The sequence below is a fragment of the Anaerobacillus sp. ABD4_527 genome (assembly GCF_056160805.1).
This window is the reverse complement of the sequence record NZ_JBSWXZ010000001.1, coordinates 57,142-83,904: the sequence shown is the minus strand read 5'-3', so window position 1 is coordinate 83,904 and position 26,763 is coordinate 57,142. Positions and strand designations below refer to the sequence as shown.

Genomic DNA, 26,763 nt, shown 5'->3' with positions numbered 1-26,763 from the left:
TTACTCTTTCCCTCCCGCTAAACGAATTCGAGGGTCAACAATTCCATATAAGATGTCAACCAACAAGATAACAAGGATAAATAACAAACTAAAGAACAATGTCGTTCCCATGATAATTGGGAAATCATTTGTCAAAATTGAGTTAACAAATTTCTCACCGAGACCAGGAATAACAAAAATCTTCTCAATAACGAGAGTACCTGTCATTAGACCTACAACCAGTGGTCCCATAATTGTAATGATAGGTATTGAAGCATTACGGATTGTATGTCTAATAACAACCGCTGTACTGCTCAAGCCCTTTGCTTTCGCTGTTACGATATAATCTTGCCCAAGAACCTCTAGCATCTCTGTTCTCATGAAACGAGCGATCGTCGCAACAACAATTGAAGCAATCGCAATTGTTGGCATGATGGTATATGCGAAGCCATCCCAGTATGCTACTGGTAGAAGCTGCCATTTAACACCTAACCAATACTGCATAAGGCCAGCGATAACAAAGCTTGGTATTGAGATACCGAGTACTGCTATAACCATTGTTCCATAATCTAAGAATGAATTATGTCTTAGTGCTGCGATTATGCCTAGGAATAATCCAATAATTGTACCAACAACTAACGACTGGAATCCTAAGTATGCTGAAGGCCCAATACGTTCACCAATGATAGTAGATACTTGACGGCCGTCCTGCTGGAAGGAGACACCAAGATCACCTTTGAATAAGTTTGTCATGTAAGTAAAGTACTGAACTGCTACAGGGTCATTAAGTCCATATTTTTCATTAAGCTGTACGATTTGTGCATCACTTAGCTTTTCCTGGTTATTAAAAGGTGTACCAGGGAGAAGCTTCATTAGGAAAAACGTTAGTGAAGCAATAATTAGAAAGGTAATTACCATTGAAACTACCCTTCCACCGATATAACGTCCCACTACAACCAACCTCCTCGAGAAATACCTGCTTTTTAATTATAAGTCGAAAAACAGTGAATAACCAGATATTATTTTTATCTTTCTGATAATTTAGCTATCATTCGACATTTTTTTTAATACAGGTAAAAAGAGAGTATATGTCAGGATGACATATACTCTCCTGAAAAGCTTTAATTATTTTTCAATCTTAATCCACTTGTAAGATGCGTCAGCACCGAATGGGTGTACATAGTAGTTCTTAACGTAATCCTTTTGAAGGATTGCAAGACCACGTTGGTAAGTAGGAACGATCGCAACGTCCTCTTCCATTAGTACAGTTTCAGCTTCTTGCATCATTTCCCAACGCTTAGCAGCGTCAGTTTCAGTTTTAGCGTTTGAAACTAGCTCATCATACTTCTCGCTTGAGTAAGCCATACGGTTGTAAGCACCGTCAGTTTCAAACATGTAAAGGAATGTCATTGGATCTGGATAGTCAGGACCCCAACCACCAGTTGAGATATCAAAGTCTCCGCTATCTTCAAGCTCAAGGAATTGCTTCCATGGCTGCTTGTTGATTGTAAGAGTAAGTCCGTCAAGCTTAGACTCATACTGCTCTTTTGCATATTCTGCAATCTTAGAAGCAAGCTCAGAGTCAGTTGTTAAGAATTCAAGTTCTACAGAATCCATACCAAGCTCTTCAAGTCCAGTTTTCCAAGCTTCTTTCGCTTCTTCTTCACCCATGTCAGCGTGGAAACCATCCGGAGCGTGATCACGGAAGTCGTCGCCATTTGGTCCGCTTACAAAGTCTGAAGGTACGAAGTATTTAGCAGCGATTGAACCGTTGTTAAGAAGAACGTTTACAAGTCCTTCACGGTCATACGCTAGGAATAGTGCTTTACGTACGTTTTTGTTAGCAAGAGCTTCGTTCTCCTGGTTCATACGAAGGAAGAACATAGTTGGCTCAAGGATAGTAGAGAAATCTTCTCTATCTTGGAACTGATCTACGAAGTCAGAGCTAAGACCAGCGCGGTCAATCTTACCAGTTTCATAAAGGTTAACTGCAGTAGCAACGTCTTGTACTACTTTTACAGAGATGTTTTCAAGACTTACAACATCTGCATCCCAGTATTCAGTGTTCTTCTTGTAGTTCCAGCCTTCACCGTGGTTCCACTCAGAGAATACGAATGGTCCGTTGTAAAGCATAGTGTCTGCTTCAAGAGCGTACTTGTCGCCTTGCTCTTCAGCAAAACCTTTAGGTTGTGGATAGAATGTTGCGAAAGTTAAAAGAGACTTGAAGTAAGGAGTCTTGCTTTCAACTGTGATTTCAAGAGTTTTTTCGTCAACAGCTTTAGCACCTAGTTCTTCAACCTTACCATACATAGGATCGCCTTCAGTAACGATAGCGTTACCGTTCTTGATTCCTGCAGTTCCAAACATGGAAGCGTAAGGAGAAAGAGTGTCTGGGTGTAGAGCTTTGTGCCAAGCGTAGATGAAGTCTTCTGCAGTTACTTGAGAACCGTCAGACCATTTTGCATCTTCGCGAAGTGTAAAAGTATAAACAGTTTCACCGTCTTTTTCTTCTACTTCTGGCTCATCAGCCGCAACACCAAGTGTTGGTTCATTGTTTTTGTCTAGGCGGTATAGGCCTTCAAAAACTTGGTTCATTGCTTTGAATGAAGTTGTATCTGTTGCCTGAGTAGTGTCCATTGAAGGAATTTCTGCACTATCAGTTAGATTCAGCTCTTGTTTAGCTGATTCAGATCCGCTGTCGTCTCCTCCAGCATTTCCATTACCTTCGTTTGAGCCGCCACCGCCGCAAGCGGATAGGAACATGCTCAAAACTAGCACAAGAGATAGGACAAGAGTCCATCTTGATTTCTTCATGCTGTGTGACCTCCCTTAAATTATGTAGCTATAAAAGCCATTTTCTTGTGAAACGAAATTCATCAAATTATCTAAATATTTGACTCGTTCCTTCCCACAACTCGTATTATACAAGTTTTCTAACTATTTTGCATATGTAATTTTAACGAGAATTTACAAAAACCGCGTCAGCATTACGTTTGCATAACAAAAGATAGTCCAAAAGACCTAGTATGTAATTGGGGGTTTTGGGTATATATTTGTACTTTTGCATGCTTCTGCATGAAAATCTAACTAGTGCCATGTATCTAAAAGTATGTAGTGCTTTAAAGTGAATAAACTATGCATGAAACATAATTTTCTAACAAATTACTTTTGTGTAATTAACTATAAGTTATTGTTCTTATCGTTTACATTTTTTATACTTATGAATGACAAACAAAGACGGGGGTTCCAATGAAATCACTATTAAAACGTTCTGTAGTATTAATCGTAATTGCTTTACTCGCTGCAGTCATCACTTCTATCCTATCCGATGATGGGTTTTCTTTCCAGGGTGCATCTGATATTTTATTTATGATATCTCTCGCAATGCTATTGATCGGTGCTGCACTACATGTCATACAAACTGGATTTTTTGATGGCATCGTTTATTCCTTCAAGAGGTTTTTAAGAACGACAACGAAACATCAAATGATTGAAGAGGATAATTCAGAGATTTCTTATAAGCTAGAATATGATAATCCCATCACTTACCCAGTACTAATTGCAGGCGGCTTTTGGATGATCATCACCATCATTTTCGCTGTTATTATCACAAGTAGTTGAATTGTTGCATGAGTAGGTATCGTTAAGATATACTTACTGTACGAATAGGATACGGAAAATAGCTATGACAAAGAGTAGTACATTCAGCTGTGATTTATAGAGAGCCTGTGGTTGGTGTAAACAGGCATCACACTGTTTGGAATGGACTTTTGAGCACCTTTACTGAATGGTTCAGTAGGTAAAGGCGTGAGCATTCACGTTATCACTAGGTTTAATGATTAAACCAACAAGTGATCCATTTATATGGATAAGCAGGGTGGCACCACGGTCCATTCGTCCCTAGCAATAAGGGATGAATGGGCCTTTTTTGTATTCTATCGATATAGAACTTTCTTTGGAGGGAAAACAATGAGCGTAATTTTTTCAGGTATACAACCGAGTGGAACATTAACAATTGGGAATTACCTTGGAGCAATGAAGCATTTCACAGAGTTACAAGAAGACAACGAATGTTACTTTTGTGTCGTTAACCAGCATGCGATTACAGTACCACAGGAAAAGAAAGCTTTAAAAACAAACACGAAGAGCTTGGCAGCTCTCTACCTAGCATCTGGAATCGATCCAGAAAAATCCACCTTATTCATTCAATCTGAAGTGCCAGCACACGCGCAGTTAGGCTGGATGTTACAATGCGTCTCTTATATAGGAGAACTAGAAAGAATGACGCAATTTAAAGACAAATCGTCTGGAAAAGATGCAGTTAGTGCTGGTCTACTCACGTATCCTCCACTTATGGCTGCTGACATTTTACTTTATGGAACAGAGATCGTACCGGTTGGCGACGATCAAAAGCAGCATATCGAGCTCACACGAAATCTCGCTGAACGATTTAACCGCAAGTATAACGATATCTTTGCAATGCCAGAACCACGCATTCCAAAAGTTGGCGCACGGATCATGTCTCTTCAAGATCCAACGAGAAAAATGAGTAAATCGGACGAAAATAAAAATGCATTCATCTCCATGTTGGATGAACCGAATACGATCATTAAGAAAATCAAGCGTGCTGTGACTGACTCTGATGGTGTCGTTCGATTCGATAAAGAAAATAAACCAGCCATTTCGAACCTGCTCACCATCTACTCCCTATGCTCAGGAAAATCGATCGAAGAAATCGAAACGATGTATGAAGGTAAAGGATACGGAGATTTCAAAGCAGAACTTGGTGAAGTCGTCGCTGAAACACTACGCCCAATCCAAGAACGCTATAACGACTTGATCAGTTCAGAAGAACTCGATAACATCCTCGACCTTGGTGCTGAAAAAGCTAACCGCAAAGCGAATAAAATGCTAGCAAAAGCGGAAAGAGCGATGGGATTAGAAAGAAAGCGGAAGTAGGCGGTTAGGTCCGAAACGCGCTGGAAGGATTATAGATGAACACGCTCTTTGTGTTCAACTATACTTCTGAAGCGACTCGAGAGCCTGGCCACCGCTGCTAGACACTAAAGGCGAAAGTGAGCGTTTAGAAACGGCGTTAACCGCTAAAAATCGCTTTTCGCGGATATAATTTCATTTTCGCGGATAAGTAGTACAGTATCGCGGATATATTTCAATTTCCGCGGATATTTGGAACCTTTTCGCGGATATCCATCATCTAGCAACTGAAACAGCCCTCTCCAAAACCCGGAGAGGGCTATTTTATTATCCAAAATTCACTTTTATTAGCTAAATTCTCAATTTATTGTCCAAAACAGCTAGTTTATTATCCAAAATCTCATTTTATTGTCTAACAGAAGACTCACATCTACGCAACCACCTCAGCATAACAACGAAACACAAAAAAGGCTGCCACCGTGGCAGCCTTTCGATTAATTCACATGTGTACCCTTCTCAAGCTCCCATATCTTTTCAAAGTAGGGTTGGCCTTTGATGATGCGTTCGCAGATCTGTTCATGCTTAGGCGACCAGCCTGCTTTTACTTCACGATAAAGCCCTTCCCAGGCCTCGTCCATTTCCATATGTTGAATCGACATGTATTTCTTTGGCTGGCATTCTGTTAACCAGTATCTGATTTCTGCTGAATTTCCAGTTGTGTAGAGCTGATCGAGTGCCATAAATAACAGCTGCTTCAGCTGTCGTTCTTTCCTGGTCAATCCTCTCATGACATCAGGACCTGGTGATAGAATGTGATGCTCTTTCACTGGGTTTTCTGCAGCAAACGGATAGATCGTTGCTTCTAAGTCCGCTACCATTTCGTAGACGGCTTTTTCTTGCCTTGGAATGACTCTGCTTTTTCGGATCGGGATTTTATATCCAAGCGTGTCAATGATGATTACGCCTCTACCGTCAGTTGCAAGAAAACAATATTCTAATGGAGATCGCTCGTTATTTTTACGAATGTAGCTCTTCTGAAATACGTCACTAAGTAGACTTTCAGGAAGCTCTGCTAGGTCGTTCTCGATGTAGTGATATAAAAGTGATTCTACTTTAATGACTGGGACTTGATCTAATAACTCAATAAAGTCGTCTTTTCTCCATTCGTGAAAATCACAAACGTTATATCCGTTTTCTTCACCTTCAAACCAATTCACCCACACATCTCGCAAATATAACATTCGGTTACCCCTCACTTCGCTACTGTTTGTAAAATCAGTATAGTCAGGAGCAAGTCAAAATATTCCATGATGAGCATATTCTTAAGAAAAGAGTTTTATGACAAAGAAATACCCCCGGTTTCCCGGAGGTATCTTGTTTATTTTACAAATTTCTTGAAGATCAATGTTGCATTGTGTCCACCAAATCCAAGCGAGTTATTTAAGATCGCTTGTACATCTGATTTGCGCGCTTTATTCGGCACATAATCGAGATCACAGTCTGGGTCTGGTGTTTCGTAATTGATTGTTGGAGGCAGGACGCCTTCTTCAATTGCCTTCGCACAGAAAATACTTTCTACTGCACCAGCAGCTCCCAATAAGTGACCCGTCATAGACTTCGTCGAACTTACTGCTAGCTTGTAAGCATGATCTCCAAACACCGATTTGATCGCTGCCGTTTCATACTTATCGTTGTATTCTGTGCTTGTACCGTGTGCGTTGATGTAATCGATGTCTTCTGGCTTTAAGCCGGCATCTTCAATCGCTTGCTTCATAGATCTAGCACCGCCTTCACCTTCTGGTGCAGGCTGTGTCACGTGATAAGCATCTCCAGTAGAACCGTATCCAACGATTTCACCGTAGATTTTTGCACCACGAGCTTCAGCAGATTCTAGGCTTTCGATTACGAGAATTCCGGCACCTTCTCCGATAACAAAACCGTTACGGTCCGCATCGAAAGGTCTGCTTGCTGAGCTAGGATCTGGGTTCGTTGATAAAGCCTTCATCGAACTGAATCCTGCAACGCTCATGTTCGTGATTGGTGCTTCAGATCCACCTGTGATCATAACGTCTGCATCACCACGCTGAATGACTTTAAACGCATCTCCGATGGAGTTCGTTCCAGATGCACAAGCCGTCACAGTACATGAGTTGATGCCTTTAGCGCCAAGCATAATCGATACTTGTCCTGATGCCATATCAGGAATCATCATCGGAACAAAGAATGGGCTAACGCGGCGTGCCCCTTTACTCATGAACGTACGGAACTGAGACTCGTACGTCTCCATTCCACCTATTCCTGAACCGATCCAAACGCCAACGCGTTCAGCATTATCGTCAGTGATCTTAAAGTTTGCATCTTCAACTGCCATTTGAGAAGCAGCTACAGCAAACTGTGTAAAACGGTCCATCTTTCTTGCTTCTTTTCTGTCCATGAACTGTTCTGGATCGAATTCAAGTGCTTCTGCTGAAACTTTCGCAGGAAATTCATTTACGTCCAAACGCTGTAGAGGGTTCACACCAGACACACCGTTTAACACGTTAGTCCACGTTTCAGAAACAGAATTCCCTAAAGGTGAAATCGTTCCTAAACCAGTAATTACTACTCTTCTATTCATTTCAAACAACTCTCCTTTTCCAAAACTACAAGTTCACTTACTTACCTAATTTAAGTGCTACAGCACCCCAGGTCAATCCACCGCCGAATCCAACGAGAACGACTACATCGTCATCCTTTACACGACCTTCTTGAATCGCTTCAGAAAGTGCGATCGGAATTGTTGAAGAAGACGTGTTTCCGTATTTCTTCACCGTTGTGGCCATGTTTTCCTCTGGTAATTCGAGCTTCTGACGAGCAGCTTCCATGATTCTGATGTTTGCCTGGTGAGGAATGAGGTAATCGACGTCTGCTTTTGTGAGACCTGCTTTGTCGATGACGTTAACTGCAGATTGTCCCATTTGCCTTACAGCAAACTTAAATACTTCTCTTCCGTTCATCTCCATAAATCCTTGTGGTTCTTGGTATAAGTACTTTGAGCCTGAACCATCTGAACCTAGTTCGAAGGATAAAATTCCTCTTCCTTCAGAAACAGGACCGATCACGGCAGCTCCTGCTCCATCACCGAATAGGACAGCCGTATTACGGTCTTCCCAGTTCGTAATTTTTGAGAGCTTTTCTACACCTACAACTAGAATATTCTTATATGTGTCATTATTAATAAATTGTGACGCTGTAATCATACCATACATAAATCCTGCACACGCAGCACTCACATCCATCGCTGCAGCTTTCGTTGCTCCTAGCTTATCTTGCAGAAGGCAGCCTACAGAAGGGAATGGAAAATCTGGTGTTACAGTAGCGACTAGAATAAGATCGAGATCTTCAGCTTTTATATTTGCATCTTCTAGAGCTTTAATAGATGCTTCATAAGCCATATCGGATGTACTCGTATTATCATCAGCAATTCTTCGCTCTTCAATTCCTGTTCTTGTGCGAATCCATTCATCTGATGTGTCCACCATTTTTTCTAGATCATGGTTCGTTAAAATACGTTCTGGTACATAATGGCCAATACCCATTAAACCTGCATTCATATTAATTGCTCCTTTATAGGAAATTTTCTAACCTGGATTACCACCAATCTTTAGTAGCTGGTACTAATTTTAATTGAAACTCACCGATTTGTCTATACTCTTGCTTGACCGTTTCAACACCAATCATAAGTTGCTACATAAAATAAACATATCGAATGAGTGAAGGAGGTCTATGGATGTATAATCCGTATCAACAGCCGTATCCCCATCAGTACTATCCTCAACAGCAAGCTCCCTATCAGTCGTTTCAACAACCTATGGCTCCAGGATACCAACCATACTATCCCCAGCAATCTCCTGCCCCTCAACATTTTTCTGGGTATCCCGGAGGCTCACCCTATCCAAGTCAACCTGGTTACCATAGTCAATTTGGATATCAAGGGCAACCGGGTTATCATGGACACCCCGGATTCCCTGGAGCACCGCCTTACCCTGGATATCCTGGAGGGCCTGGAGGATTTTTAAATAAGTATAAGAAACCTAACGGAAATTATGATATGCCTAAGATGATTAATTCTGCCAATCAGGTGATGAATACCTTCAAACAAGTTAGTCCGATGTTTAAACAGATGGGCTCCCTCATGAATTTATTTATTAAATAATGGAAAAGACGTGAATCATCACGTCTTTTCATGTTATTTAGAATACAACAGTAAACTTCCCACTGTTACGACTAGAAGGACACCGGAAATGACCATAAGACTAAAGCTTCCTATTAAGATACCCAATAATAGTCCAATCAGCGGGATGAACCAGATCCAATAAGATTTCTTGGTCATTTCGCTCTCTCCCTTATTCCTGTGCGTCCTGCTTGCCTAGCTCGTATGCATCTTCCATCGCCTTTAAGAATAGTTCGAGCAGCGGTTGCATCTTCTCTAGATCTAACTCGATATCCTGTTCGCTTAGAGACTGCTTCGCCTCTGGAAAATACTTCATTGCAATCTGCATAAATCTCATATTTTGTTCCAATACATTCACCCCTATTATTCTTTGGCCTCTTTAGGCTCGTTTCTATTATAACGACAAATAGGGTGTATTGAAATGCTCCCATTGTTCTCGCTGCCCCGAAACCATCTTAAGTACCATTGCAGCCTGTCCTCTATGGTAAGCTTCGTGATCGATGAGGTGGCTGATCACCCATTCGGGAGAATAGGCATGAACCTCACCGTTTATTTCAACCGGAGGACCAGGCTTACGGTAGTCAACATCCGATAAATTGTTATAAAATTTACGGCTCATCTCTCTCACTTCTGCGAGTCTTGCTAGAAACCAGGATAGCTCCTTATCCTCTGGTGCTGTGATCACCTGTTCTTCTTTAAAGTAAAACCGTTCCTTCTCATCCTTTGTTACTTCCTCACCCATCAGAGCATTCTTAACCCACCATAGTTCGATCTGTGCGATGTGAAGCAGGTAGCCAGCCACTGTTGGGAACTTTGAATAATGGTAATGAAGCTCTTGATCTTCAATTTTACTAACCATATAAAGCAGTTTCTCTCTCGTTTCTTTGAGAGCTTTCATACCGTGTGAAGAATCATGAACATCATAATTTCCTAGCGTTTTTTCCAACATTTCGATCGCCCCTTCCTACTCATTCAAGCTGCTGTGAATAATAATCTGGATAAAGTTGCTGTAATTTCTTAAAGTGATTGCGCTGCTCTTCTAGCCCTTTATCAATCGAGGTAAGGTTTGTGAACGAGAGCTTCTTGACACTTTCCTTATTCGACACAGTACAGGTTAATACTGAGCCTTTGCGTACATCCACTTTATCTCCTATTAACCATTCGACTCCTTTTTGCCATTCTCCTTCTCTTCCACTCGACAGATTGAATGTTTCAGAGCGTTCCTTCCTCTCAGCTGCTTTCACTAGGGCTTCACATACGTCTTTTACATAAAGGGCGTCAAAATGAAACCTTTCTCCTTCTAACAAAAACGAGTTCGTCAGTGCTCCGGTTTGCAAGTAATGTTGGAAAACATTGTGATCACGTTGCCACGGGCCATATACAAGAGGCAACCGTACCTTCTTTATGATTGTGGTTTCATCAGAGCAATCAAGGACGACTTCTTCAGCTGCCTTCAACTTCCCGATTACGGTAGATGGATTCAAAGGTGTGCGTTCTGTAATCCTCCCATAGCGTCTCCCGAATACTTCAAATGAAGACGTGTAAATCAGCCGCTTTCCGGAACACGCAGAGAGTAGTTTTTTTGTTGTGAACGTTCCATCTTCTAGAACTCGAGCAGATCGCTGCCCTTCAATATTAGAAGGAACACTCAAATGAAATACCGCATCGCAGTCACTCACTAACGCATCCAGCGAAGCGTCATCGATTCGTTCGTCCACAAACGTATAATTTGCGTTTCTACCGAAAAAAAGCTCCTTTTCGCTGTATTCAATTTTACGACTGTCGTCGACTTTTCCATCGACTGCCACAACCTCGATGCCTTCATTTAATAGTAATTCACTTAAGTGAAACCCAATGAATCCAAGTGCACCTGTAATAAGCACTTTCTTCATATACCTCATCCTCCAAACCTGAATAATTGACACGATCGGAACGCAGTCTAATAAAACCAACTCAAAATGGAAGGAAAATAGACTATGCAGCTTCACAACGGCAAACCACTTTGGCCAACATTACAACAACATAAAACACTCTTCTCTACGCTAAAATCTTCTATTTCATGCGATGTGTTGATTATCGGTGGCGGAATTGCGGGTACACTTATGGCTCGCATGCTTTCAGACTATCAATTAAAGACAGTTTTACTTGAGAAAAATGAAATAGGTTCTGGTAGTACTGCTGCTAATACTGGTTTACTGCAATTTTCGAATGATGAGTTACTTATTGACCTCATCGATTCCATTGGAGAAGAGAAAGCCGTATATTTTTATAAACTTTGCTTAAAAGCACTTGATGAACTCGATAAATACCACTCCTACTTACCGTCGCCTGCAGATTTCAATCGGGTCGACAGCCTTTACTATGCGAGTTCTGACCGACATGCAAAAAAGCTTACAAATGAATTCGAAGCATTACAGAAACATGGATTTGCTGCGGATTTTTTAGATCAACGAGCAATTGAGAGTCTCTATTCCTTTCGTGCACCTTGTGGCATCTATACGAAAAATGAAGTGGAGGTGGACCCGTATAAATTTGCTCGGTCCCTTGCAGTCCATTCGCATGATCTAGGCGTAGAGGTATATGAGCACACTGAAGTTCTTTCTCACCGATTTACTGACAATGAGCTTTACTTTGAAACGGAATATGGGCAAGTCACTGCAAAGCACGTCATCTATGCAACAGGTTATGCAACTCAAGAGTTTGCAAAAACAAAAGGCGCTCTACTTGAGCGCACTTATACAATTGCTACTGAACCTGTTGAAAGCTTTGATGGTTGGCACAATCGTTCTTTAATATGGGAGACCAATCGCCCTTACTACTATTTACGGACCACTGCAGACAGAAGGATTCTGATCGGAGGTCTCGATACCTCGATTAGTAAGGAAGATATGCTCGAAACGACTAGTACGAAGTTGTTAGATAAGCTTCATACGATGTTTCCTAACATCCAGACTTCGATCGCTTGTAAATGGAGCTCTGTCTTTGCATCTAGTAAAGATGGATTGCCATTTATTGGACAGCACCCAAAATACAAGGGCGTGTATTTTATGCTAGGATACGGTGGCAACGGAACCGTTTATAATATGGTGGCTGCTGAAATCTTGAAGGACCTCATTTTGTACAACTACCACCCTGCAATGGAGATCACTTCATTAAAACGGTAAGGTTAAAGACTACTTTCTTCCGACTGAAAGAACTGAACAATTTTTTTACCTAATGATTGATAACTATCACTTAACAATGTTAGTTGTATTGGAGAGCCAGCAGTTTCTTGCAACTGCTCATACTTTCTGATCTGTTCGAGCGAGTAGGGGCTATTGATGGAATGATGCCATATCTTAACTGGACAACGAGCGATCGCAATTTCTTTCCCATCTAGAGTTTCTAATACATCTTCACGCTCGACTCCATATGCAAGACCGATTTCTTTTATCAAACGTTTATAAAACAATTTGTGCTTTTGTTCTTGCAGAATGAGATCTTTCACATTTAAACACGGATTCAAGTAAGCGGCTGAACGGATACGGCTGCTTTTATTATGTTGAAAGGCGTTCGCTGCAAGTACTCCCATTCCTTCAGCTAAAATATGAATTTTCCCATTCAAAATTTCCTGTTTATGAACGAGCTTATAAATCCGCTCTGCTAATCTAACAGCTTTATCTGAACCCCAGTGGCGCCGATATAAATTGCTCGTATAAACGGTATAGCCTGCATTCAGGAGTTCTTCAACGACACTCGCTCTTGTATAGTTTTGAAGCCAAAAACTTGTATCGGCATCAACAAAATGTGAGACGTCTCCGAAAATGAACACGCCGAATCCGTTAGGCTTTTCAGGGACAAGAACGATCGTCCACTCCCCGTCTAATCGATAGACTCGTTTACGAATACACATACTCTCCCCTCGCCCTTTTACATCTTTCTGTATACACTATGCAGGATAAGCTTAGAAGAAAGGGAGATGTGCCTATTTTATAGTCTTTTTCTATGGAGTGAACCACTATTTTCAAACGATGCCCCCTTACAACATCGTATGCCATGCCGAATCGATTCATGATAGAGCTTATTTTTACAAAAATAAGGGTAAATGGTTTGTGGTGGTGATGATATGAAGAAATCTACAATAGTAGTATTTTTTGCTACATATGGATTGTTTAGCCTTTCGGGGTTCCTGTTTCCTTACGACGCAGACTGGTACACTAGTCTTGCGAAACCTGAATGGACGCCGAACGGAGCATTGATCGGTGGGATATGGGCAGTATTATTCGGTCTTATCTCCCTTTCCGTTGCCATCGTTTATCAGACGAACGGGTTTGGAAGACCAAATAGTGAATACCTTTCTCTCTTATCGATAAACTATTTATTGAACCAAGCGTTCAGCTTCTTTCAATTTCAACAGCATCAGCTGTTCACATCATTTCTCGATGCATTGTTTTTAGCTTTAACGTCCCTAGCTCTCATTTTTCTTGCCGGTAGACAGAAAAAGCTTGCAGGCTGGCTCCTCGTCCCGTATTTCTTATGGACGAGCTTTGCAACCTATCTTTCATGGGTTATTTATGTCATGAATCGTTAAAATTGATAGGTGTAGAAAGCCTGTCTTTATGGTATGATGTTCGGTAGAATACGTTTACAAATGGGGTGAAATACTGTGCGCTATATCTGGGCAATTATTTGGGGATTCCTGCTTAGCAACATGATCTTCTACGTACTTGCATCCATGCAGGGCGGCCAATTCAATTTTGCGGCTGCAATTATCTTTGGGCTTATCATCTCAGCAGCTTCGATCGTTTTAGGTGATGGACTCATCACTGATTCAGCTGAACAATAGAAACAAGCGCCTGCCTGGCGCTTGTTTTTTTAGTGGTGTGGTTTTGGCTCACGTGCCCACTTACGATTTTGATTCGAACATTGAGGGAAAGCCTCACCAGCTTTGAGTTCAATCTGTTTAGGGTCTTTTACCATCGTTCCGGTCTCACCTATTTCAATATATACACCATTGTTCGGAGCTTTTTGACCTGGCGTATATTGACGATTTTCTCCACCCATCTGACAGCCTCCTTCCTCTTATTCACACCGCCCCCTTTAACAGCATTCAACACCGAATAGTTTTTTATGTAGAAACAAGGTCTTTACAAAACTGGAAAGCCTGGTGTTTAATGGATACATGTGTCAGATAGACGTTTAATTATTGGAGGAAAGAAATCATGGAATTGTGGGTACTTCTAAAGTACGCATTACTTGGACTGCTTCAAGGTTTCACGGAACCGATTCCAATCTCTTCAAGCGGTCACTTAGTTATTGCAAAAGAATATTTCAACTTAGAAACAAAGGGATTAAGCTTTGAGGTTCTTATGAACTTCGCTTCTCTCATCGCAGTACTGATCATTTACCGACGTGACCTTATAAGGTTAACGACGAATGGCTTAAGTTACATGACGTCAAAGAACAAAGCCGCGAAAGACGACTTTATGTTCATCGTGTACTTAGTCATCGGTACGATTCCTGCTGCTGTACTCGGAATTCTGTTTGGTGACCTAATCGGTGAAAACTTAAGTCATTACAAAACAGTCGGCATCACTCTCTTGATCACTGGTGTTGCACTCTGGTTAATCAGAAACCTTCGTGGAGGAAAAGGCGATCAAGACCTCAACTTAAAGGATGCACTCATCGTAGGTTTCGCTCAAGCGATCGCACTCATTCCTGGAATAAGCCGCTCCGGCGCAACGATCGTTGCCGCTATGGGTGTTGGGATGAAGCAAGAGACTGCATTGCGTTTCTCCTTCTTGTTGTTCATTCCAGTTAGTGTAGGAACGATGGTCTTTGGGATCGGTGACATTCTAGCCGATCAGCGTCTACGTTTAGATGATCTTCTTATCCCGTACATCGTTGCATTCTTGCTTTCTTTAATCGCTTCTTATTTCTCCTTAAAATGGTTCATGAATATCATGGCAAGAGGAAACCTGATTTACTTTGCGATCTACTGCTTTATCGCAGGTGCACTTGTACTTATATTCTAAAATTAAAAAACACCCAATTCGGGTGTTTTTTTATTATCCTCCGCTAACTGGCGGAATAAATGCGATGACATCATTCTTCTCCATTAAACGGTTATCTTCTTCTTCATATTCCTCATTGACCGCTATCATCGTACGTTCAAGTTCTAAAGTAGGGTATTTCTCCTCTAAATAGGTTTTAACAGCGTGGATGTTCATCCCTTCACCATCGAACTCCAATTCATCTTTTCCTACTTTTTCTCGTTGATCTGCAAAAAACAATACCTTAATCATGACGTTCCTCCTCTGGTCGACCGGTTGGATAAGAGGTTTGTTCGAGCTGATCACCAATCCATTCTTCTCCATCGACCCAGTATTCTTTCTTCCAAATAGGTACGATTTCTTTAATGCGCTCGATCGCATATCGACTCGCTTCATAACTTTCCGCTCTATGCGGAGAAGCGACCGCGATGACAACGGCTATGTCGCTAATCGCAAGTTTACCTGTTCGGTGAACGATCGATGTTTTTACTCCCGGCCATTTATCAGAAATCTCACTCCCAATCCTACGGAGCTGCTTTTCTGCCATGGATGGATAAGCTTCATATTGTAAAGAGACGGTCTGTTTTTGACCAGTGAACTCACGAACAGTTCCAATAAACGTATTCACAGCACCTGACTCAGGGTTTATTACGCTTGAAACAACTTCATTCACGTCGATTTCTTGAGATGTGATTTTATAATACTCCATTTTGTAACTCCTCTAGTAAATGATCGATGCAGTGATTGATATCTTGCACGTGATAGCTTTGAATGTTAGATAATTGCGACCCCTGTGTGACGATAGCTTTTATCATAGAACCAACGAGCAGTTCTTCATCATGACGATCTCTTAGCATCACGACGCGTGGAAAGTGCTGGTGTTTGTATCCTTCGATCATGATGAGGTCGAGATCAAAAGAAGAATAGAGGGAAATGAGTTTTTCAAGCTCCCACTCCTTTTCGTTCGTAGCATTGATCGACAAAAGCCCATCGCCACTTACACCTGTAACAACTGCTCCTGCATGTCGGTGTCGGCCGGTGTCCTTTTTACGATCATATACGTCCGGCTTTCCATGACCGTGGTGCTTGATGACGCCTATCTTTAGTCCTCGGTTCGTAGCTTCTTTAATGAAGGTTTCTATAAAAAGCGTTTTACCACTATTTTGGTACCCAACGACTTGTAGAATCGCGGCACTCATGGATGGCTAGATCCTCCCTCTCGAAGATGGAGGATTTCGACTACATCTCCTGCTTTAAACCCTCGTGTCCCACCCGGAAGAACGGTAAGCGCGTTTGCTTCAGCAAGCGATGTGACGCTACCGGATTTATCTAAACCGGTGGGTGTCACATGGACGGTTCCTTCTACTTCTTCTGTATTACTGCGAACAAACCTTGTAAAAGGGTTCGGTTTTGGGAAATCCTTTTGTAGCAGTGCTTTGCTTCTCAGACGGTATGGTGTTTTTGAAAGAAGTGCTCGCTTAAGAATCGGTCTTACGAACAGTTCGAATCCTACGAAACAAGCTGAGGGATTCCCAGATAGTCCGAATAAAATCTTTCCATTCCACTCGGCAACCGTCGTCACGCTGCCGGGTCTCATACCAACTTTATTAAAGAGAACGGTTGCACCTAATTTTTCATAGATAGCAGGTAAATAATCATAGTCCCCAACTGATACTCCGCCTGTTGTTATAAGAATATCAACTTCTTCGAGAGCTCTTTTCACGGAAGAGAAACATTTCTCAAAATCATCTTCTAGCACCCCATAATATGTTGGTAGTCCGCCTGCAGCTTTGATCTGTCCTTCAACCATCGGGGCGTTGCTGTTTCTGATTTTTCCAGGCTGTAATGCTTCATTCGGATCAAGAAGCTCAGTACCTGTTGCATAAATCCCTACTTCAGGCTTTTTTACTACCGGTACGTCTCCATAACCGAACGTTGCGAGCAGTGCTTTAACACCAGGAGAGATCTCTGTTCCCCGTTCTAAAAGTACTTCTCCCTTCGATGCATCTTCACCTTGTTTAGAAATGTTATCGCCTTTGTTAACGTTTCGCTTTATGTAAATGTACGAGCCCTCTTCACGAACGAGTTCGAACATGATCACTGCTGTAGCACCGTTCGGTATCGGTGCACCGGTCATGATTCGAATCGCTTCGCCACGAGTAAGGGTTTTCTTGGCAACTGTTCCTGCACCGATCTCTTCGACCACTATTAATCGAACGGGATTTTCCTGACTCGCTTCAGTCGTATCCTCAGCTCGAATGGCAAAGCCATCGTAGGGAGAGCGATCGAACGGTGGCACATCATGATCTGCTTTTAAATCAACACCTAGACACCTTGCGTCACTTTCAGAAAGCGGTACTGTCTCAAGTTGACTTTCGTAAGATAACGCCATGACTTTTTCTATGGCATCTTGTACTGGTAGTGGTTTTCTTCTTTCAACCATCTTGATCTCCACTCCTTTATTATCAATTGATTTCATTGTAACAAAGAACTCATCCGATCATTGAAATAAACGTTGAATGATTGCCGATCAAACTGAATAGAGTGATAGTGATGCTACTTATATGTGAATGGAAAGGAGTGATGAATATGCCTGAGAGCCACTATATGGTTAAGCCCGGCGATACATTGTTGTCGATTGCCGATTCTCATAATCGGCCTGTGAGTGAAATTAAAGAACGAAACGGACTTACATCAAACATCATTTACGTCGGACAGATGCTACGGATTCCATCAGATTCAATACCGTATGAAGTTCAAAGAGGAGATACACTTTTAACAATCGCCGATCGATTCAGCGTTCCTGTCGACGAAATCAAGCAAGAAAACCAGCTACGAACCAATATCATTTATGTCGGACAGCAGCTCGACATTCCTGATGGACGCAGTCGCTCTTACCGATTGGACTATACGGTGAAAGCTGGGGATAGCCTCTACCAAATTGCAAACGAATTCGATACGACAGTAAAGAGCCTTCTTACATTAAATAATCTTGAAGTGGATTCGTTGACGATTGGCCAGAAGCTGAAGATTCCTATGTATACGGAAGTTGTTACTCGAACCGATCGCGCAAATGTAAGAACTGGACCTGGGAAAGGGTATAACGTCATTACTCAGATGCGTTCTGGCGCGAGACTTGCTGTTAACGGGATTCGTGACAACTGGTACAAAGTTGAGCTTTATGATGGCACGGAAGGTTGGATTTCTGATAGTGTCGTTGAGTTTAAAGTGTATGGCGATGATAAGCCAGTCTCTCGTATCATTGGCTACTATACACTTGAAGAAGGTCCTCAGCTCCCTTCTTCCTATAAATCGTTTGTGTCTCATCGACCTTCTCTATCTCAACTCGCGCTGTTTCTGTTTCGAATCAGTCAAGAAAACCCAACGAAGATAGAAAAGTTTGGTAAATTCACGGATAAAGAAATCGCTAAACTCGTCCAGCTCGCTCATGAGCAAAACATTAAGATCATGCCCGTCGTTCATAACCTTCTATATAAAAAGGGAGATACTGAACCGAGCAAAAAAGTGGTTCAGAAGCTCGTTTCCAGCGAAGAAAACAGAAGAGCTTTTGCGTTAAATCTCGTAAAGCTTGTGGAAAAATACAACTTTGATGGCGTTGACATCGATATAGAAGATGTGTACATCGAAGACTCAGAAAAGCTTTCTCTCCTCTTTAAAACGATTGGTGAAGAGATGAATAAAAAAGGCTACTTCTTCTCAGCAAGCGTCCCTTCACGTGCATCTGACGAACCGGCAAACCCATTCTCTGACCCGTTTGATTATGCGGAGATCGGCAGTGCTGTTGACCAATTTATCGTGATGCTCTATAACGAATTCGGATGGCCTGGAAGTCCTGCTGGACCCGCGGTAACTGCAGGATGGATGGATAAAGTGATGAAGTATGCGAAGACGAGAATTCCTCCAGAGAAACTTGTTGCCGCAGTTTCTGTATTTGGATTTGATTTTAATCTTGATAAAGATAAGAGCACTTATGTGACGTATGATATGGCAATGAAACTTAAGAAAAAATACAATGCAGAATTAAAGTTTGATGAAGAGCGGAAAACGCCTTACTTCACATATACGGACGATGAAGGGAATAAGCATGAGGTGTGGTTTGAAAACGAAGAAAGCATCAGGGCGAAGATTAATCTCGCAGACCAACTCGGCATTCAAGGAGTAGCGCTTTGGAGACTCGGTATGGAGGATCCGGCGATGTGGACGATGGTCAGCGATGAAGTGGTAGTAGAAAGAACAGAATAAAAAAAGGAAGAGGGAGAGCCCTCTTCCTTCTTCATGTACTCACGTAATGCCAAGTGCAATCTTAGCATAACGGGACATTTTATCTTTTGTCCAAGGTGGATTCCAAACGATATCAACCTCTGCGTCATTTACTTCTTCAACATCTGAAAGGCAACGTTTTACGTCGTTGACAATCGTACCTGCTAGGGGGCATCCCATTGCAGTCAGCGTCATCGTAACGTGTGCATTACCTTCTTCATCTAAATCTACATCGTAGACGAGACCTAGATTTACAATATCGATTCCAAGCTCAGGGTCAATTACGTTCTCAAGAGCTTCGAACAATTTATCTTTCGTTGCTTGATCTGCCATCTTCATTCTCCTTTCATACGTCATCCACATACTATTATAACAAACTGAGTTTTAACTTAAACCGAAAAGCACTTATTGCTACAAATGAGTTTTAAACCACTCCACTAATTCGAGGACAGCTTCACGCGTTACTTTGTGACCAGATGTTTCATCTTTTACAAATTTTAAATTTTGCTCGTTACCTTCGTAGTGCGTTTTAATCTGATGATAGAAATCATACGTAAGCGTGTAAGGCACTACTTTGTCCACTGTACTATGCCACATCAATAGCGGGCGACCGCGTAATGTTTCTTCTTTTAGAGAAAGGTCATATTCTTGCAGTCCTTCGATTTGTCTCTTCATCTCTTCTTCTGAAATCGGGAGACTAAACCCTTCTTCTTTCAAATAATGAATCTGTGCATTTGCTAACTTGAAGTAAGAAGGTGATCCCATTAATGAAACAGCTGCTTTGATCCAGGAGTACTGCGTCAAGGCACCAAAGGTAAGAATTCCTCCCATCGATGTACCTGACATGCCGATTCTCTCTTCTTGCACGAGGTTTCGGCTAATGAGATGCTGCCTTATGTAATCGAGTTCATTCAAACTTTGAATGACGATATCCCAAAATACATACTGCCGCTTTTCTTCTGATAGGTTTTTCTCACGTTCTCCGTGGTGGACTGCATCAGGAAGTACGACCCTGAACCCTTCCTCAGCTAACAAGTATGCAATGTGGAGATTGTGTTCTTTTGCACTTGTAAAACCGTGTTGAAACATCACGAGCGGTAGCTTCTCCTTAGAGAGATTCGCATCGACTACGTGTAAAACTGGGATATTTTCCATCAACTCATTTTGTATCGTAATCATGTACATAGCCCCTTTACCATTCGTCTCTATTAATCCTACCATTCAAGGAAAGTATTAGTAAATTTTTTGCTCCCTTTTCAAAATAAAAAACATGCAGGCAACTGCCTGCATGTTCAAAGCTATTTATAAACTTGTTTCTCGTTGCTCTCTTCCACCGATTTCATGTTTTCGAGCTTGTTATAGTATTGCGTAGGGAACTGTGATCCTTCGTACACCATCTTACTATCTCCACTATCGTATGCTTTATCTGGAGGCGTTGGATTTCCTGCTTTTTCAACAGGAAGGCCATCACTGAATTTTTTGGATACTTGATGGCGAATATCTTTGGCTTTCGTTTTCAACTTTGCTCTCTTCTCCTTATCTTTCAATAAGTAAGAAGAAATGCCGATTGTACTAGCTGCTGCGATACTTGAGATGAGTAACGTTTGTTTTTTCGTCATAATCGACTGCACCTCCAATAGAATGTTAATAATGGTTTACCCTCGTAATTCTATTCTCAAACGGGCATACCCTTCTTTTTAATTTATTGTAAATATTGTAATATAGTTAGACACTTGATTTGGAGCGATGTACAATATTCAGTATAGCCATGAAGGCTTTAACTAACGACACTTTTCAAAGGAGCTTCTATGACAACAAAACCGCATCTTATCGCCATTGATCTTGATGGAACGTTGTTAAACGGAGAAAAGAACATTTCCGAACGCTCAAAAGCGGCCATTCAGGAAGCACGAAACCTGGGACATCATGTTGCCATCGCAACGGGTAGACCATATCGAGCTAGTGCCCGCTATTACAATGAGCTATCACTTGATAGCCCGATGATTAACTTTAACGGTGCATTTGTTCATCATCCGCTCGATCGATCATTCGGTACGTATCATACACCGCTTGATCTAAAGACTGCGCATTCGATTATTTCTTCCTGTAATGAAATAAAAGTGAAAAATATTATGGCAGAAGTCATCGACGATGTTTATCTTCATCAGCATGATGATCAAATCATCCAAAATATGATAATGAATGAGTCCTCCATCGTTACTGGAGAGATTCATAAAAACCTAAATCATGATCCAACGTCTCTTTTGATCCTTCCACACGATGAGCAGCTCACGCAGCTTAGAGAAACGTTACAAACTCATCACGCAGAAGCGATTGAGCATCGTGTTTGGGGAGCGCCGTGGAAAGTGATTGAAATCGTACGTATTGGACTTAACAAAGCAGTTGGCTTAAAGCGACTTGCTGAACACTTCAATGTCCCTCAAGAGCGCGTCATCGCATTCGGTGATGAAGATAACGACCTTGAGATGATCGAATATGCTGGTACTGGCGTTGCCATGGGTAATGCCATCGACCCACTTAAAAATATTGCGAACGAAATTACCGTAACAAATGAAGAAGACGGGATTGCTCTCTATCTAGAAGAACGTCTCAACTTATCTTCACACCGTAAAGGACAGCTTTTATAAAAGCTGTTTTTTTCTGCTCTATATCAATAAATCACGGAGTTGATGACTGCATAATTACTACTAAAAGGACTCATCCTAGTGACAAAGGGAGGGATTTCTTTTGGGTAAGAACAGTAAACAAAAGCAAAGAATGGCAAGAGCAGGAGCAGATCGAGCGGTTGCACATGACGACCAGCGTGATCTGACGAGCATGAGCAGTCAGGAACGTAAAAAGGTAGAACAAGAACGTCTATCGGGTGGTGAGTAAATGGGCAATCGATACTTTCAGCTTGCTAGAGAGGCTGTTGAAAATGCTGAGCAGCTTGCTTCAAGCGGTCAACAAGGTCTCCAGCAGCAAATCGAAGTAGCGAAAAACAATTTATCTGCTGCTTTCCATCAATCGACATCAGCAGAAAAAGAACAGCTTACTGCATACCAACAAACCATTCAAGAACTTAGTCAAGAATCTTCCAACAAACCCTTTTAAATGTAAAAAACCCGGCTGGTGCCGGGTTTTCTTCGTTAAAATAATTTCAGTGCTCTCCTAAAAGAAGATCGAACGCCAAGTGCTCTATAGAGTTCTCTCGTTAAGAGCTTATACCCTTTTCTGTTTAACTGAACCCCATCTTTCTCATACAAGGATTCCTGCGCCTTGTGTTCTTTCATAATCGACCATAGATCGATGTGTTTCGTATTAAACTTTTGTGAAAGGGACTTAATCTTATCTGCATATCCTTCAATCTTATGATTGGTCACAGAAGCGTTTTCCTCTTCACGGATCGGTGAAGGCGATATCAGAATGACGCGCTCTCTCGGCAAATTGTTGAGCATATACCCGATGTTTTTCTCATATTCGAGAAGATTGCTTTCCTTGTTTATGCAAGCTTCCTGTGTTCCAAAAAAGATCGTAACAAAATCAGGCTGATAGCTTAATACATCTGTTTGAAATCGTGAAACTCCTTCTCGAGTCGTTGGAGAAGAGCCCGCATTGATCACGATCCATTCCTCTAAATCATTTCTTATGAGAGATGTAAGCCGTTCATTTCCTTTTTCATCAACTTCCCTTGCTGTTAAACAGTCCCCAAAACAGACGAGTACTGGCAATGATACCGCCCCTTTCTTTATTGAATTTTAATCTTACTCTCCTTCTTGTAGTCGTGCAGTTATGTATGAATCGTTGTCGATCATGCCTTCAATCGAAAACGATACGGCATTTGCGAAGATCGGTCCATCGTATACAAACGTATGAAATTCCCCGTTTTCACCGCAAGGATCAACTTCATCACTCAAACTAGAAAGAAAGGTGTGATCGAAGGGTCTCCCTATCCAAATGGGATCGATCTTCGTATGATCTACTGTAGTGATAACCGCTTTAAATCCACTCTCTATAAAACGTTCTGCTGTATCTATGGTTGAATTTCGCCATAAAGGGAACACCCCCATTAGGCCACTTTTCTTTAAAAGCTGTTCACGATAGCTTCGGATCTCTTCTACATATAGATCAGCGTATGCAATCCCTTCAATTCCCCTATCGATAAACCGCTCGAAGGATTGCGCCATGATCATTTCATACTGGTTGTTTGAACAATTATCTGGTAGATTTGTAATCGTTAGTGGAAGTTGTAGCGCTTCGGCCTGTTTCTTTAGTAAATTCACCGTTACCCCATGAAACGATATCATTTCTATTGGAGCAGTGATTGTGGTCCAAAGACCATCAAGATAGATCTTTTCATTTGTCATGATGTCATAAAGAGCTAATGCGCTATCTTTTCCAGAACTCCAAGAAAAAAGAAGATTCATTCGTCATTCTCCTTTCCTCTATATAGACGAATGAGAATGCCATAATGTTTCAATTATTTAGAAATTATTAGAAATAATATTAATTTACTTTAACAAGGGTTCTTCTATGAAAGAGTCGAAACAATTACACGGAGGTGGAGCGGGAATGAACGTTTACCAGTTGTCTAGCCAAGTCGAGGATGATGTGATCGAAAAAGTAGCGAAACTACTCATGAAGCAGATCACGCATGCCGATCGCGAAGGAAGTTATGAGAAATTAATCAAAGGGGCAAAACTTGCGATAAGCGAAGATACGGCTTCTCGAATCGTCGTTGCAGAAGATGATAACGAAATACTTGGCGTTGCGTTTTTTAATATGGGTGTGAGCGTCGCAAATGGTGGTCCTTACTTATGGTTGAATGAGTTATTCGTTGACCCAGAAGCAAGAAATCAGGGAATCGGTCGAAGGCTTTTGTTACATGTGATCTACTGGGCTGAACGTGAAGGAATCACAGGTATTGAGCTTGAAACCGGAATAAATAATGCTGTTACGAAGCATCTTTATAATTCGCTTGGGTTTCACGATATTATTTCTAAGCGATATGGTTTCACTTTCTCGTCATAATTGATTTATGCTGAGAGAGAAATTTGGTACACTAGTAGAAGTTAAGTAAAGGAGGATTACTATGCAATTACGAGTAGATCATACACCAAACCCAAATGCGATTAAAATCACAGCTGACAAGAATCTTTTTGAAGGTTCATCTAGCCATTCTTTCAAGAAAAATGATACTCCTGATCATCCAGTAGCTGCAGAACTACTGAAATTAGAAGGTGTCGACAATGTATTCGGCTATCAAGATTTCATTACGATCAACAAAATGCCTGAGGCAGAATGGGACAGCTTGCTCCCAGAAGTAAAAGAAATCATTTCGAATAACGCATAAAGAAATTCCCCGGGATGTCCCGGGGAATTTTTATTTAGTCGTCTTTTCGGAAAAACCCAAAAATACCTGCAGTATTGACAATATTCGTAAACGCATGAGGGTCGATATCATTGATGATATGTTCGAGATCGTATAATTCATAACGTGTAACGACCATCATAAGCATCTCTTTATCTTCGCCTCGATATGCTCCTTTTGCAGGGAGCTTCGTAATTCCTCGTACAAGTCGATCGTGAATCGCTTTTTGAAGCTCATTTCCTTTAGAAGTGACGATCATCGCAGTTAGTTTTTCATGGCGAGTATGGATGACATCGATTACACGAGAAGAAACATACAAGGTAACAAGCGTATAAAGTGCTTTTTCCCAACCATAAAGCATACCTGCAGTTAAAATGATCAATGCATTCAAACTAAAGAAGTAAGTACCGATCGGTCGGTCATTCATTCTAGAAAGAATCATAGCTACGATATCCATTCCTCCTGTCGAAGCACCCCACTTTAACGTGAAGCCGATTCCGATCGCGGCGAGTGCCCCTCCAAATACAGCGTTAAGAAGAATGTCTTCTGAGAGAGCTTGAACGGGTATAAGTTCAAGAAACAATGTAGTAAGGCCTACACTGATCAAACTGTATAGTGTAAAAGCTTTTCCTACCTTTTTCCAACCTAGAATGCCAACAGGAATATTTAATAAGAATAGCAAGATACCCGTTGAAATATGGATCGGCGTATAATCGTTCAACACGCTCGAAATCAACTGGGCAAGACCGGTAAAGCCACTAGCATATACGTTTGCTGGGATAAGAAATAGGTTCAGTGAAACTGCTCCTAGAATTGCTCCTAATAAGATAATAATTATTTTCTTTACTTCTTCCATGTTAACACCCTTTTCTGTAACTGCCTCTTCTTTGATGAAAAAGGACGATTGATTTATTTCATTAGCAAGATTTATTGTAAGGCTTTCGGCACACTTCGACAACATCAAATTTAAGGGTTTTTGAAATAAAGCCGAACAAGCTTTTGCTTTACGATATAATCATTGATTTTAAACGATTCTAGGGATAAACTTTAAGAAACTAGCCTGAAACAAAATTAAGAAAGGACGGTTCTTTATGAGTGTACAAATCATTACAGATAGTGCCTCTGATCTTCCAGAGGAGTTAGTGCAAAAGCACAACCTCGAAATCATGCCTCTCATTGTCATTTTAGAAGAGAAAGAGTATTTCGACCGGGAAGAGATCAAATCAAAAGAGCTATATACTGCGTTACGAGATGGAAAATTAGCGAAGACCTCTCAGATCCCTCCCGCTCGCATCAAAGAAACATTTACCAAGTTCGCAAAAGAAGGGCAACCGTTTATCTATATCGGCCTCTCCTCTGGTATATCTGGAACGTACCAATCTGCAGCCGTAATCAAGAATGAAGTCCAAGAAGAATACCCTGATGTCGAAATGGAAGTCGTTGACTCAAGAGGCGCTTCTCTTGGATATGGGCTGATGGCGATTCACGCTTCTGAACTTTCAGCACAAGGAAAGAACGTTGAAGAGATACTCGAAAGCCTTAACGAGTCATACATCGATCATATGGAACACATCTTTACTGTAGATGATCTTGACTTCCTACAAAGAGGTGGCAGAGTAAGTAAAGCATCTGCATTCTTTGGCGGCATGTTAAAAATAAAGCCGATCCTCCATGTGGAAGATGGAAAACTCGTTCCCATCGAAAAAGTCCGTGGAAAAAGCAAGGTGTACAAGCGGATGGTTGAGATTATGGAAGAACGTGGTGTGAACCTTCAATCTCAAGTGATCGGCATTTCACATGGTGATGATCTTGAAAGCGCAGAAAAACTAAAAGAAGCGATCCAAGAGAAGTACGGTGGACAAGATTTCATTATCACTGAAGTTGGTGCCACGATCGGATCTCACTCAGGTCCAGGTACACTTGCCTTATTTTTCCTAAATAAGTAAATAGTA

At 41.4% G+C, this 26,763-nt stretch carries 35 protein-coding genes and 1 other annotated feature; of the genes, 14 read left to right on the top strand and 21 right to left on the bottom strand.

The annotated features are described in order from the left end of the window. Window positions 1-930, bottom strand: a complete 930-nt coding sequence (opp3b, locus tag ACXAHI_RS00420) for an oligopeptide ABC transporter permease (RefSeq protein ID WP_474845102.1) — start codon at window positions 928-930, stop codon at window positions 1-3. A gap of 174 nt (window positions 931-1,104) precedes the next feature. Further along, window positions 1,105-2,793 (bottom strand): peptide ABC transporter substrate-binding protein, encoded by a 1,689-nt coding sequence (locus ACXAHI_RS00415; protein WP_474845100.1) that lies wholly within the window; start codon window positions 2,791-2,793, stop codon window positions 1,105-1,107. 435 nt (window positions 2,794-3,228) lie between these two features. On the opposite strand from ACXAHI_RS00415, the gene ACXAHI_RS00410 reads away from it, so the two are divergent. Together ACXAHI_RS00410 and trpS are read left to right on the top strand one after the other, a co-directional pair. Further along, the gene (locus tag ACXAHI_RS00410; RefSeq protein WP_474845098.1) at window positions 3,229-3,600 is read left to right on the top strand and encodes a DUF3899 domain-containing protein; all 372 of its coding nucleotides are present in this window, start codon (window positions 3,229-3,231) and stop codon (window positions 3,598-3,600) included. A gap of 55 nt (window positions 3,601-3,655) precedes the next feature. Continuing rightward, window positions 3,656-3,884: a binding site (T-box leader), on the top strand. Between the two features lie 64 nt (window positions 3,885-3,948). Further along, window positions 3,949-4,938: a tryptophan--tRNA ligase gene (gene trpS / locus ACXAHI_RS00405; RefSeq protein WP_474845097.1), complete on the top strand. Its 990-nt coding sequence runs from the start codon at window positions 3,949-3,951 to the stop codon at window positions 4,936-4,938. Between the two features lie 470 nt (window positions 4,939-5,408). Here the strand turns inward: trpS and ACXAHI_RS00400 are convergent, their stop codons facing one another. The 3 genes from ACXAHI_RS00400 to ACXAHI_RS00390 all read right to left on the bottom strand — a co-directional run bounded on the left by ACXAHI_RS00400 (window position 5,409) and on the right by ACXAHI_RS00390 (window position 8,507). Beyond that, window positions 5,409-6,155, bottom strand: a complete 747-nt coding sequence (locus tag ACXAHI_RS00400) for a DUF3603 family protein (protein ID WP_474845095.1) — start codon at window positions 6,153-6,155, stop codon at window positions 5,409-5,411. Between the two features lie 137 nt (window positions 6,156-6,292). Further along, entirely contained in the window at window positions 6,293-7,531 is a 1,239-nt protein-coding gene (fabF, locus tag ACXAHI_RS00395; RefSeq protein ID WP_474845093.1) for a beta-ketoacyl-ACP synthase II, read from the bottom strand. 37 nt (window positions 7,532-7,568) lie between these two features. Further along, the gene (locus ACXAHI_RS00390) at window positions 7,569-8,507 is read right to left on the bottom strand and encodes a beta-ketoacyl-ACP synthase III (RefSeq protein ID WP_474845091.1); all 939 of its coding nucleotides are present in this window, start codon (window positions 8,505-8,507) and stop codon (window positions 7,569-7,571) included. A gap of 176 nt (window positions 8,508-8,683) precedes the next feature. Here ACXAHI_RS00390 and ACXAHI_RS00385 point away from each other — a divergent pair, with 176 nt between their 5' ends. Continuing rightward, window positions 8,684-9,109: a YppG family protein gene (locus ACXAHI_RS00385; protein ID WP_474845089.1), complete on the top strand. Its 426-nt coding sequence runs from the start codon at window positions 8,684-8,686 to the stop codon at window positions 9,107-9,109. A gap of 33 nt (window positions 9,110-9,142) precedes the next feature. On the opposite strand, the gene ACXAHI_RS00380 is transcribed toward ACXAHI_RS00385, so the two are convergent. The 4 genes from ACXAHI_RS00380 to ACXAHI_RS00365 are packed head-to-tail and all read right to left on the bottom strand — an operon-like array spanning window position 9,143 to window position 11,019. Further along, entirely contained in the window at window positions 9,143-9,286 is a 144-nt protein-coding gene (locus tag ACXAHI_RS00380; RefSeq protein WP_474845087.1) for a hypothetical protein, read from the bottom strand. Between the two features lie 13 nt (window positions 9,287-9,299). Beyond that, window positions 9,300-9,464 carry a ComZ family protein gene (locus ACXAHI_RS00375; RefSeq protein ID WP_270182044.1) on the bottom strand — a complete coding sequence of 55 codons (165 nt, stop codon included), beginning with the start codon at window positions 9,462-9,464 and terminating at the stop codon, window positions 9,300-9,302. 57 nt (window positions 9,465-9,521) lie between these two features. Further along, a complete protein-coding gene (locus tag ACXAHI_RS00370) occupies window positions 9,522-10,076 on the bottom strand; it encodes a DinB family protein (RefSeq protein ID WP_474831912.1) in 555 nt (184 codons plus the stop codon). Between the two features lie 19 nt (window positions 10,077-10,095). Continuing rightward, entirely contained in the window at window positions 10,096-11,019 is a 924-nt protein-coding gene (locus ACXAHI_RS00365) for an NAD-dependent epimerase/dehydratase family protein (protein ID WP_474845085.1), read from the bottom strand. Between the two features lie 84 nt (window positions 11,020-11,103). Between ACXAHI_RS00365 and ACXAHI_RS00360 the strand changes: the two genes are divergently transcribed. Continuing rightward, complete coding sequence (locus ACXAHI_RS00360) at window positions 11,104-12,291, top strand: NAD(P)/FAD-dependent oxidoreductase (protein ID WP_474845084.1); 1,188 nt, start codon at window positions 11,104-11,106, stop codon at window positions 12,289-12,291. 2 nt (window positions 12,292-12,293) lie between these two features. On the opposite strand, the gene ACXAHI_RS00355 is transcribed toward ACXAHI_RS00360, so the two are convergent. After that, window positions 12,294-13,019, bottom strand: coding sequence for a hypothetical protein (locus ACXAHI_RS00355; RefSeq protein ID WP_474845082.1), 726 nt, complete (start codon window positions 13,017-13,019; stop codon window positions 12,294-12,296). Window positions 13,020-13,232: 213 nt separating this feature from the next. On the opposite strand from ACXAHI_RS00355, the gene ACXAHI_RS00350 reads away from it, so the two are divergent. Both ACXAHI_RS00350 and ACXAHI_RS00345 read left to right on the top strand, forming a co-directional pair. Then, entirely contained in the window at window positions 13,233-13,697 is a 465-nt protein-coding gene (locus ACXAHI_RS00350; protein WP_474845080.1) for a TspO/MBR family protein, read from the top strand. A 75-nt stretch (window positions 13,698-13,772) separates the two neighbouring features. Continuing rightward, entirely contained in the window at window positions 13,773-13,952 is a 180-nt protein-coding gene (locus ACXAHI_RS00345; RefSeq protein WP_270181619.1) for a YjzD family protein, read from the top strand. A gap of 29 nt (window positions 13,953-13,981) precedes the next feature. Here ACXAHI_RS00345 and ACXAHI_RS00340 read toward each other — a convergent pair whose 3' ends face one another. Continuing rightward, window positions 13,982-14,170, bottom strand: coding sequence for a YjzC family protein (locus ACXAHI_RS00340; protein WP_270181618.1), 189 nt, complete (start codon window positions 14,168-14,170; stop codon window positions 13,982-13,984). 158 nt (window positions 14,171-14,328) lie between these two features. On the opposite strand from ACXAHI_RS00340, the gene ACXAHI_RS00335 reads away from it, so the two are divergent. After that, window positions 14,329-15,141, top strand: coding sequence for an undecaprenyl-diphosphate phosphatase (locus ACXAHI_RS00335; RefSeq protein WP_474845078.1), 813 nt, complete (start codon window positions 14,329-14,331; stop codon window positions 15,139-15,141). Between the two features lie 33 nt (window positions 15,142-15,174). On the opposite strand, the gene moaD is transcribed toward ACXAHI_RS00335, so the two are convergent. Genes moaD through ACXAHI_RS00315 form a run of 4 tightly spaced genes read right to left on the bottom strand, consistent with a single transcriptional unit; the run spans window position 15,175 to window position 17,602 of the window. Then, window positions 15,175-15,411 (bottom strand): molybdopterin converting factor subunit 1, encoded by a 237-nt coding sequence (gene moaD / locus ACXAHI_RS00330; RefSeq protein WP_474845076.1) that lies wholly within the window; start codon window positions 15,409-15,411, stop codon window positions 15,175-15,177. Next, complete coding sequence (locus ACXAHI_RS00325) at window positions 15,404-15,868, bottom strand: molybdenum cofactor biosynthesis protein MoaE (protein WP_474845074.1); 465 nt, start codon at window positions 15,866-15,868, stop codon at window positions 15,404-15,406. Before ACXAHI_RS00325 ends, moaD begins: the two co-directional genes overlap by 8 nt. Next, complete coding sequence (gene mobB, locus ACXAHI_RS00320) at window positions 15,855-16,358, bottom strand: molybdopterin-guanine dinucleotide biosynthesis protein B (RefSeq protein ID WP_474845073.1); 504 nt, start codon at window positions 16,356-16,358, stop codon at window positions 15,855-15,857. Before mobB ends, ACXAHI_RS00325 begins: the two co-directional genes overlap by 14 nt. Next, window positions 16,355-17,602, bottom strand: coding sequence for a molybdopterin molybdotransferase MoeA (locus ACXAHI_RS00315; RefSeq protein WP_474845071.1), 1,248 nt, complete (start codon window positions 17,600-17,602; stop codon window positions 16,355-16,357). The genes mobB and ACXAHI_RS00315 overlap by 4 nt, the downstream gene beginning before the upstream one ends. A gap of 146 nt (window positions 17,603-17,748) precedes the next feature. On the opposite strand from ACXAHI_RS00315, the gene ACXAHI_RS00310 reads away from it, so the two are divergent. After that, complete coding sequence (locus ACXAHI_RS00310) at window positions 17,749-19,422, top strand: LysM peptidoglycan-binding domain-containing protein (RefSeq protein ID WP_474845069.1); 1,674 nt, start codon at window positions 17,749-17,751, stop codon at window positions 19,420-19,422. 39 nt (window positions 19,423-19,461) lie between these two features. Here the strand turns inward: ACXAHI_RS00310 and ACXAHI_RS00305 are convergent, their stop codons facing one another. The 3 genes from ACXAHI_RS00305 to ACXAHI_RS00295 form a co-directional block, all read right to left on the bottom strand. After that, window positions 19,462-19,773 (bottom strand): metal-sulfur cluster assembly factor, encoded by a 312-nt coding sequence (locus tag ACXAHI_RS00305; RefSeq protein ID WP_474845067.1) that lies wholly within the window; start codon window positions 19,771-19,773, stop codon window positions 19,462-19,464. Between the two features lie 78 nt (window positions 19,774-19,851). Further along, window positions 19,852-20,619, bottom strand: coding sequence for an alpha/beta fold hydrolase (locus ACXAHI_RS00300; protein ID WP_474845065.1), 768 nt, complete (start codon window positions 20,617-20,619; stop codon window positions 19,852-19,854). A gap of 119 nt (window positions 20,620-20,738) precedes the next feature. After that, a complete protein-coding gene (locus ACXAHI_RS00295; RefSeq protein WP_474845063.1) occupies window positions 20,739-21,059 on the bottom strand; it encodes a hypothetical protein in 321 nt (106 codons plus the stop codon). A 189-nt stretch (window positions 21,060-21,248) separates the two neighbouring features. On the opposite strand from ACXAHI_RS00295, the gene ACXAHI_RS00290 reads away from it, so the two are divergent. From ACXAHI_RS00290 to ACXAHI_RS00280, 3 genes are all read left to right on the top strand, one after another. Beyond that, complete coding sequence (locus ACXAHI_RS00290) at window positions 21,249-22,088, top strand: Cof-type HAD-IIB family hydrolase (protein WP_474845061.1); 840 nt, start codon at window positions 21,249-21,251, stop codon at window positions 22,086-22,088. 100 nt (window positions 22,089-22,188) lie between these two features. Next, window positions 22,189-22,335 carry a hypothetical protein gene (locus tag ACXAHI_RS00285; RefSeq protein WP_474812402.1) on the top strand — a complete coding sequence of 49 codons (147 nt, stop codon included), beginning with the start codon at window positions 22,189-22,191 and terminating at the stop codon, window positions 22,333-22,335. Beyond that, on the top strand, window positions 22,336-22,554 hold the full coding sequence (locus tag ACXAHI_RS00280; protein ID WP_270181608.1) for a DUF3813 domain-containing protein: 219 nt from the start codon (window positions 22,336-22,338) through the stop codon (window positions 22,552-22,554). 35 nt (window positions 22,555-22,589) lie between these two features. On the opposite strand, the gene ACXAHI_RS00275 is transcribed toward ACXAHI_RS00280, so the two are convergent. Further along, the gene (locus tag ACXAHI_RS00275; RefSeq protein WP_474845059.1) at window positions 22,590-23,171 is read right to left on the bottom strand and encodes a GDSL-type esterase/lipase family protein; all 582 of its coding nucleotides are present in this window, start codon (window positions 23,169-23,171) and stop codon (window positions 22,590-22,592) included. Between the two features lie 33 nt (window positions 23,172-23,204). After that, complete coding sequence (locus ACXAHI_RS00270) at window positions 23,205-23,867, bottom strand: Dph6-related ATP pyrophosphatase (protein WP_474845057.1); 663 nt, start codon at window positions 23,865-23,867, stop codon at window positions 23,205-23,207. 145 nt (window positions 23,868-24,012) lie between these two features. On the opposite strand from ACXAHI_RS00270, the gene ACXAHI_RS00265 reads away from it, so the two are divergent. Together ACXAHI_RS00265 and ACXAHI_RS00260 are read left to right on the top strand one after the other, a co-directional pair. Then, window positions 24,013-24,471, top strand: coding sequence for a GNAT family N-acetyltransferase (locus ACXAHI_RS00265; RefSeq protein ID WP_270181605.1), 459 nt, complete (start codon window positions 24,013-24,015; stop codon window positions 24,469-24,471). Window positions 24,472-24,532: 61 nt separating this feature from the next. After that, entirely contained in the window at window positions 24,533-24,793 is a 261-nt protein-coding gene (locus tag ACXAHI_RS00260; protein ID WP_474845055.1) for a NifU N-terminal domain-containing protein, read from the top strand. 34 nt (window positions 24,794-24,827) lie between these two features. Here the strand turns inward: ACXAHI_RS00260 and ACXAHI_RS00255 are convergent, their stop codons facing one another. Continuing rightward, entirely contained in the window at window positions 24,828-25,667 is an 840-nt protein-coding gene (locus ACXAHI_RS00255) for a YitT family protein (protein WP_474845054.1), read from the bottom strand. Between the two features lie 235 nt (window positions 25,668-25,902). Between ACXAHI_RS00255 and ACXAHI_RS00250 the strand changes: the two genes are divergently transcribed. Continuing rightward, complete coding sequence (locus ACXAHI_RS00250; RefSeq protein ID WP_474845052.1) at window positions 25,903-26,757, top strand: DegV family protein; 855 nt, start codon at window positions 25,903-25,905, stop codon at window positions 26,755-26,757. Window positions 26,758-26,763 lie beyond the last annotated feature (6 nt).

Coding starts and splice junctions, on each gene's coding strand:
- ACXAHI_RS00380 (WP_474845087.1), bottom strand. CDS start 9,286: ATGACCAAGAAATCTTATTGGATCTGGTTCATCCCGCTGATTGGACTA.
- ACXAHI_RS00350 (WP_474845080.1), top strand. CDS start 13,233: ATGAAGAAATCTACAATAGTAGTATTTTTTGCTACATATGGATTGTTT.
- ACXAHI_RS00385 (WP_474845089.1), top strand. CDS start 8,684: ATGTATAATCCGTATCAACAGCCGTATCCCCATCAGTACTATCCTCAA.
- ACXAHI_RS00250 (WP_474845052.1), top strand. CDS start 25,903: ATGAGTGTACAAATCATTACAGATAGTGCCTCTGATCTTCCAGAGGAG.
- ACXAHI_RS00255 (WP_474845054.1), bottom strand. CDS start 25,667: ATGGAAGAAGTAAAGAAAATAATTATTATCTTATTAGGAGCAATTCTA.
- ACXAHI_RS00400 (WP_474845095.1), bottom strand. CDS start 6,155: ATGTTATATTTGCGAGATGTGTGGGTGAATTGGTTTGAAGGTGAAGAA.
- ACXAHI_RS00300 (WP_474845065.1), bottom strand. CDS start 20,619: ATGATTACGATACAAAATGAGTTGATGGAAAATATCCCAGTTTTACAC.
- ACXAHI_RS00375 (WP_270182044.1), bottom strand. CDS start 9,464: ATGAGATTTATGCAGATTGCAATGAAGTATTTTCCAGAGGCGAAGCAG.
- ACXAHI_RS00265 (WP_270181605.1), top strand. CDS start 24,013: ATGAACGTTTACCAGTTGTCTAGCCAAGTCGAGGATGATGTGATCGAA.
- ACXAHI_RS00310 (WP_474845069.1), top strand. CDS start 17,749: ATGCCTGAGAGCCACTATATGGTTAAGCCCGGCGATACATTGTTGTCG.
- ACXAHI_RS00370 (WP_474831912.1), bottom strand. CDS start 10,076: ATGTTGGAAAAAACGCTAGGAAATTATGATGTTCATGATTCTTCACAC.
- ACXAHI_RS00415 (WP_474845100.1), bottom strand. CDS start 2,793: ATGAAGAAATCAAGATGGACTCTTGTCCTATCTCTTGTGCTAGTTTTG.
- ACXAHI_RS00315 (WP_474845071.1), bottom strand. CDS start 17,602: ATGGTTGAAAGAAGAAAACCACTACCAGTACAAGATGCCATAGAAAAA.
- ACXAHI_RS00390 (WP_474845091.1), bottom strand. CDS start 8,507: ATGAATGCAGGTTTAATGGGTATTGGCCATTATGTACCAGAACGTATT.
- ACXAHI_RS00305 (WP_474845067.1), bottom strand. CDS start 19,773: ATGGCAGATCAAGCAACGAAAGATAAATTGTTCGAAGCTCTTGAGAAC.
- ACXAHI_RS00270 (WP_474845057.1), bottom strand. CDS start 23,867: ATGAATCTTCTTTTTTCTTGGAGTTCTGGAAAAGATAGCGCATTAGCT.
- mobB (WP_474845073.1), bottom strand. CDS start 16,358: ATGAGTGCCGCGATTCTACAAGTCGTTGGGTACCAAAATAGTGGTAAA.
- ACXAHI_RS00290 (WP_474845061.1), top strand. CDS start 21,249: ATGACAACAAAACCGCATCTTATCGCCATTGATCTTGATGGAACGTTG.
- ACXAHI_RS00325 (WP_474845074.1), bottom strand. CDS start 15,868: ATGGAGTATTATAAAATCACATCTCAAGAAATCGACGTGAATGAAGTT.
- fabF (WP_474845093.1), bottom strand. CDS start 7,531: ATGAATAGAAGAGTAGTAATTACTGGTTTAGGAACGATTTCACCTTTA.
- ACXAHI_RS00340 (WP_270181618.1), bottom strand. CDS start 14,170: ATGGGTGGAGAAAATCGTCAATATACGCCAGGTCAAAAAGCTCCGAAC.
- ACXAHI_RS00410 (WP_474845098.1), top strand. CDS start 3,229: ATGAAATCACTATTAAAACGTTCTGTAGTATTAATCGTAATTGCTTTA.
- ACXAHI_RS00280 (WP_270181608.1), top strand. CDS start 22,336: ATGGGCAATCGATACTTTCAGCTTGCTAGAGAGGCTGTTGAAAATGCT.
- ACXAHI_RS00335 (WP_474845078.1), top strand. CDS start 14,329: ATGGAATTGTGGGTACTTCTAAAGTACGCATTACTTGGACTGCTTCAA.
- ACXAHI_RS00295 (WP_474845063.1), bottom strand. CDS start 21,059: ATGACGAAAAAACAAACGTTACTCATCTCAAGTATCGCAGCAGCTAGT.
- ACXAHI_RS00355 (WP_474845082.1), bottom strand. CDS start 13,019: ATGTGTATTCGTAAACGAGTCTATCGATTAGACGGGGAGTGGACGATC.
- moaD (WP_474845076.1), bottom strand. CDS start 15,411: ATGATTAAGGTATTGTTTTTTGCAGATCAACGAGAAAAAGTAGGAAAA.
- ACXAHI_RS00360 (WP_474845084.1), top strand. CDS start 11,104: ATGCAGCTTCACAACGGCAAACCACTTTGGCCAACATTACAACAACAT.
- ACXAHI_RS00365 (WP_474845085.1), bottom strand. CDS start 11,019: ATGAAGAAAGTGCTTATTACAGGTGCACTTGGATTCATTGGGTTTCAC.
- ACXAHI_RS00260 (WP_474845055.1), top strand. CDS start 24,533: ATGCAATTACGAGTAGATCATACACCAAACCCAAATGCGATTAAAATC.
- trpS (WP_474845097.1), top strand. CDS start 3,949: ATGAGCGTAATTTTTTCAGGTATACAACCGAGTGGAACATTAACAATT.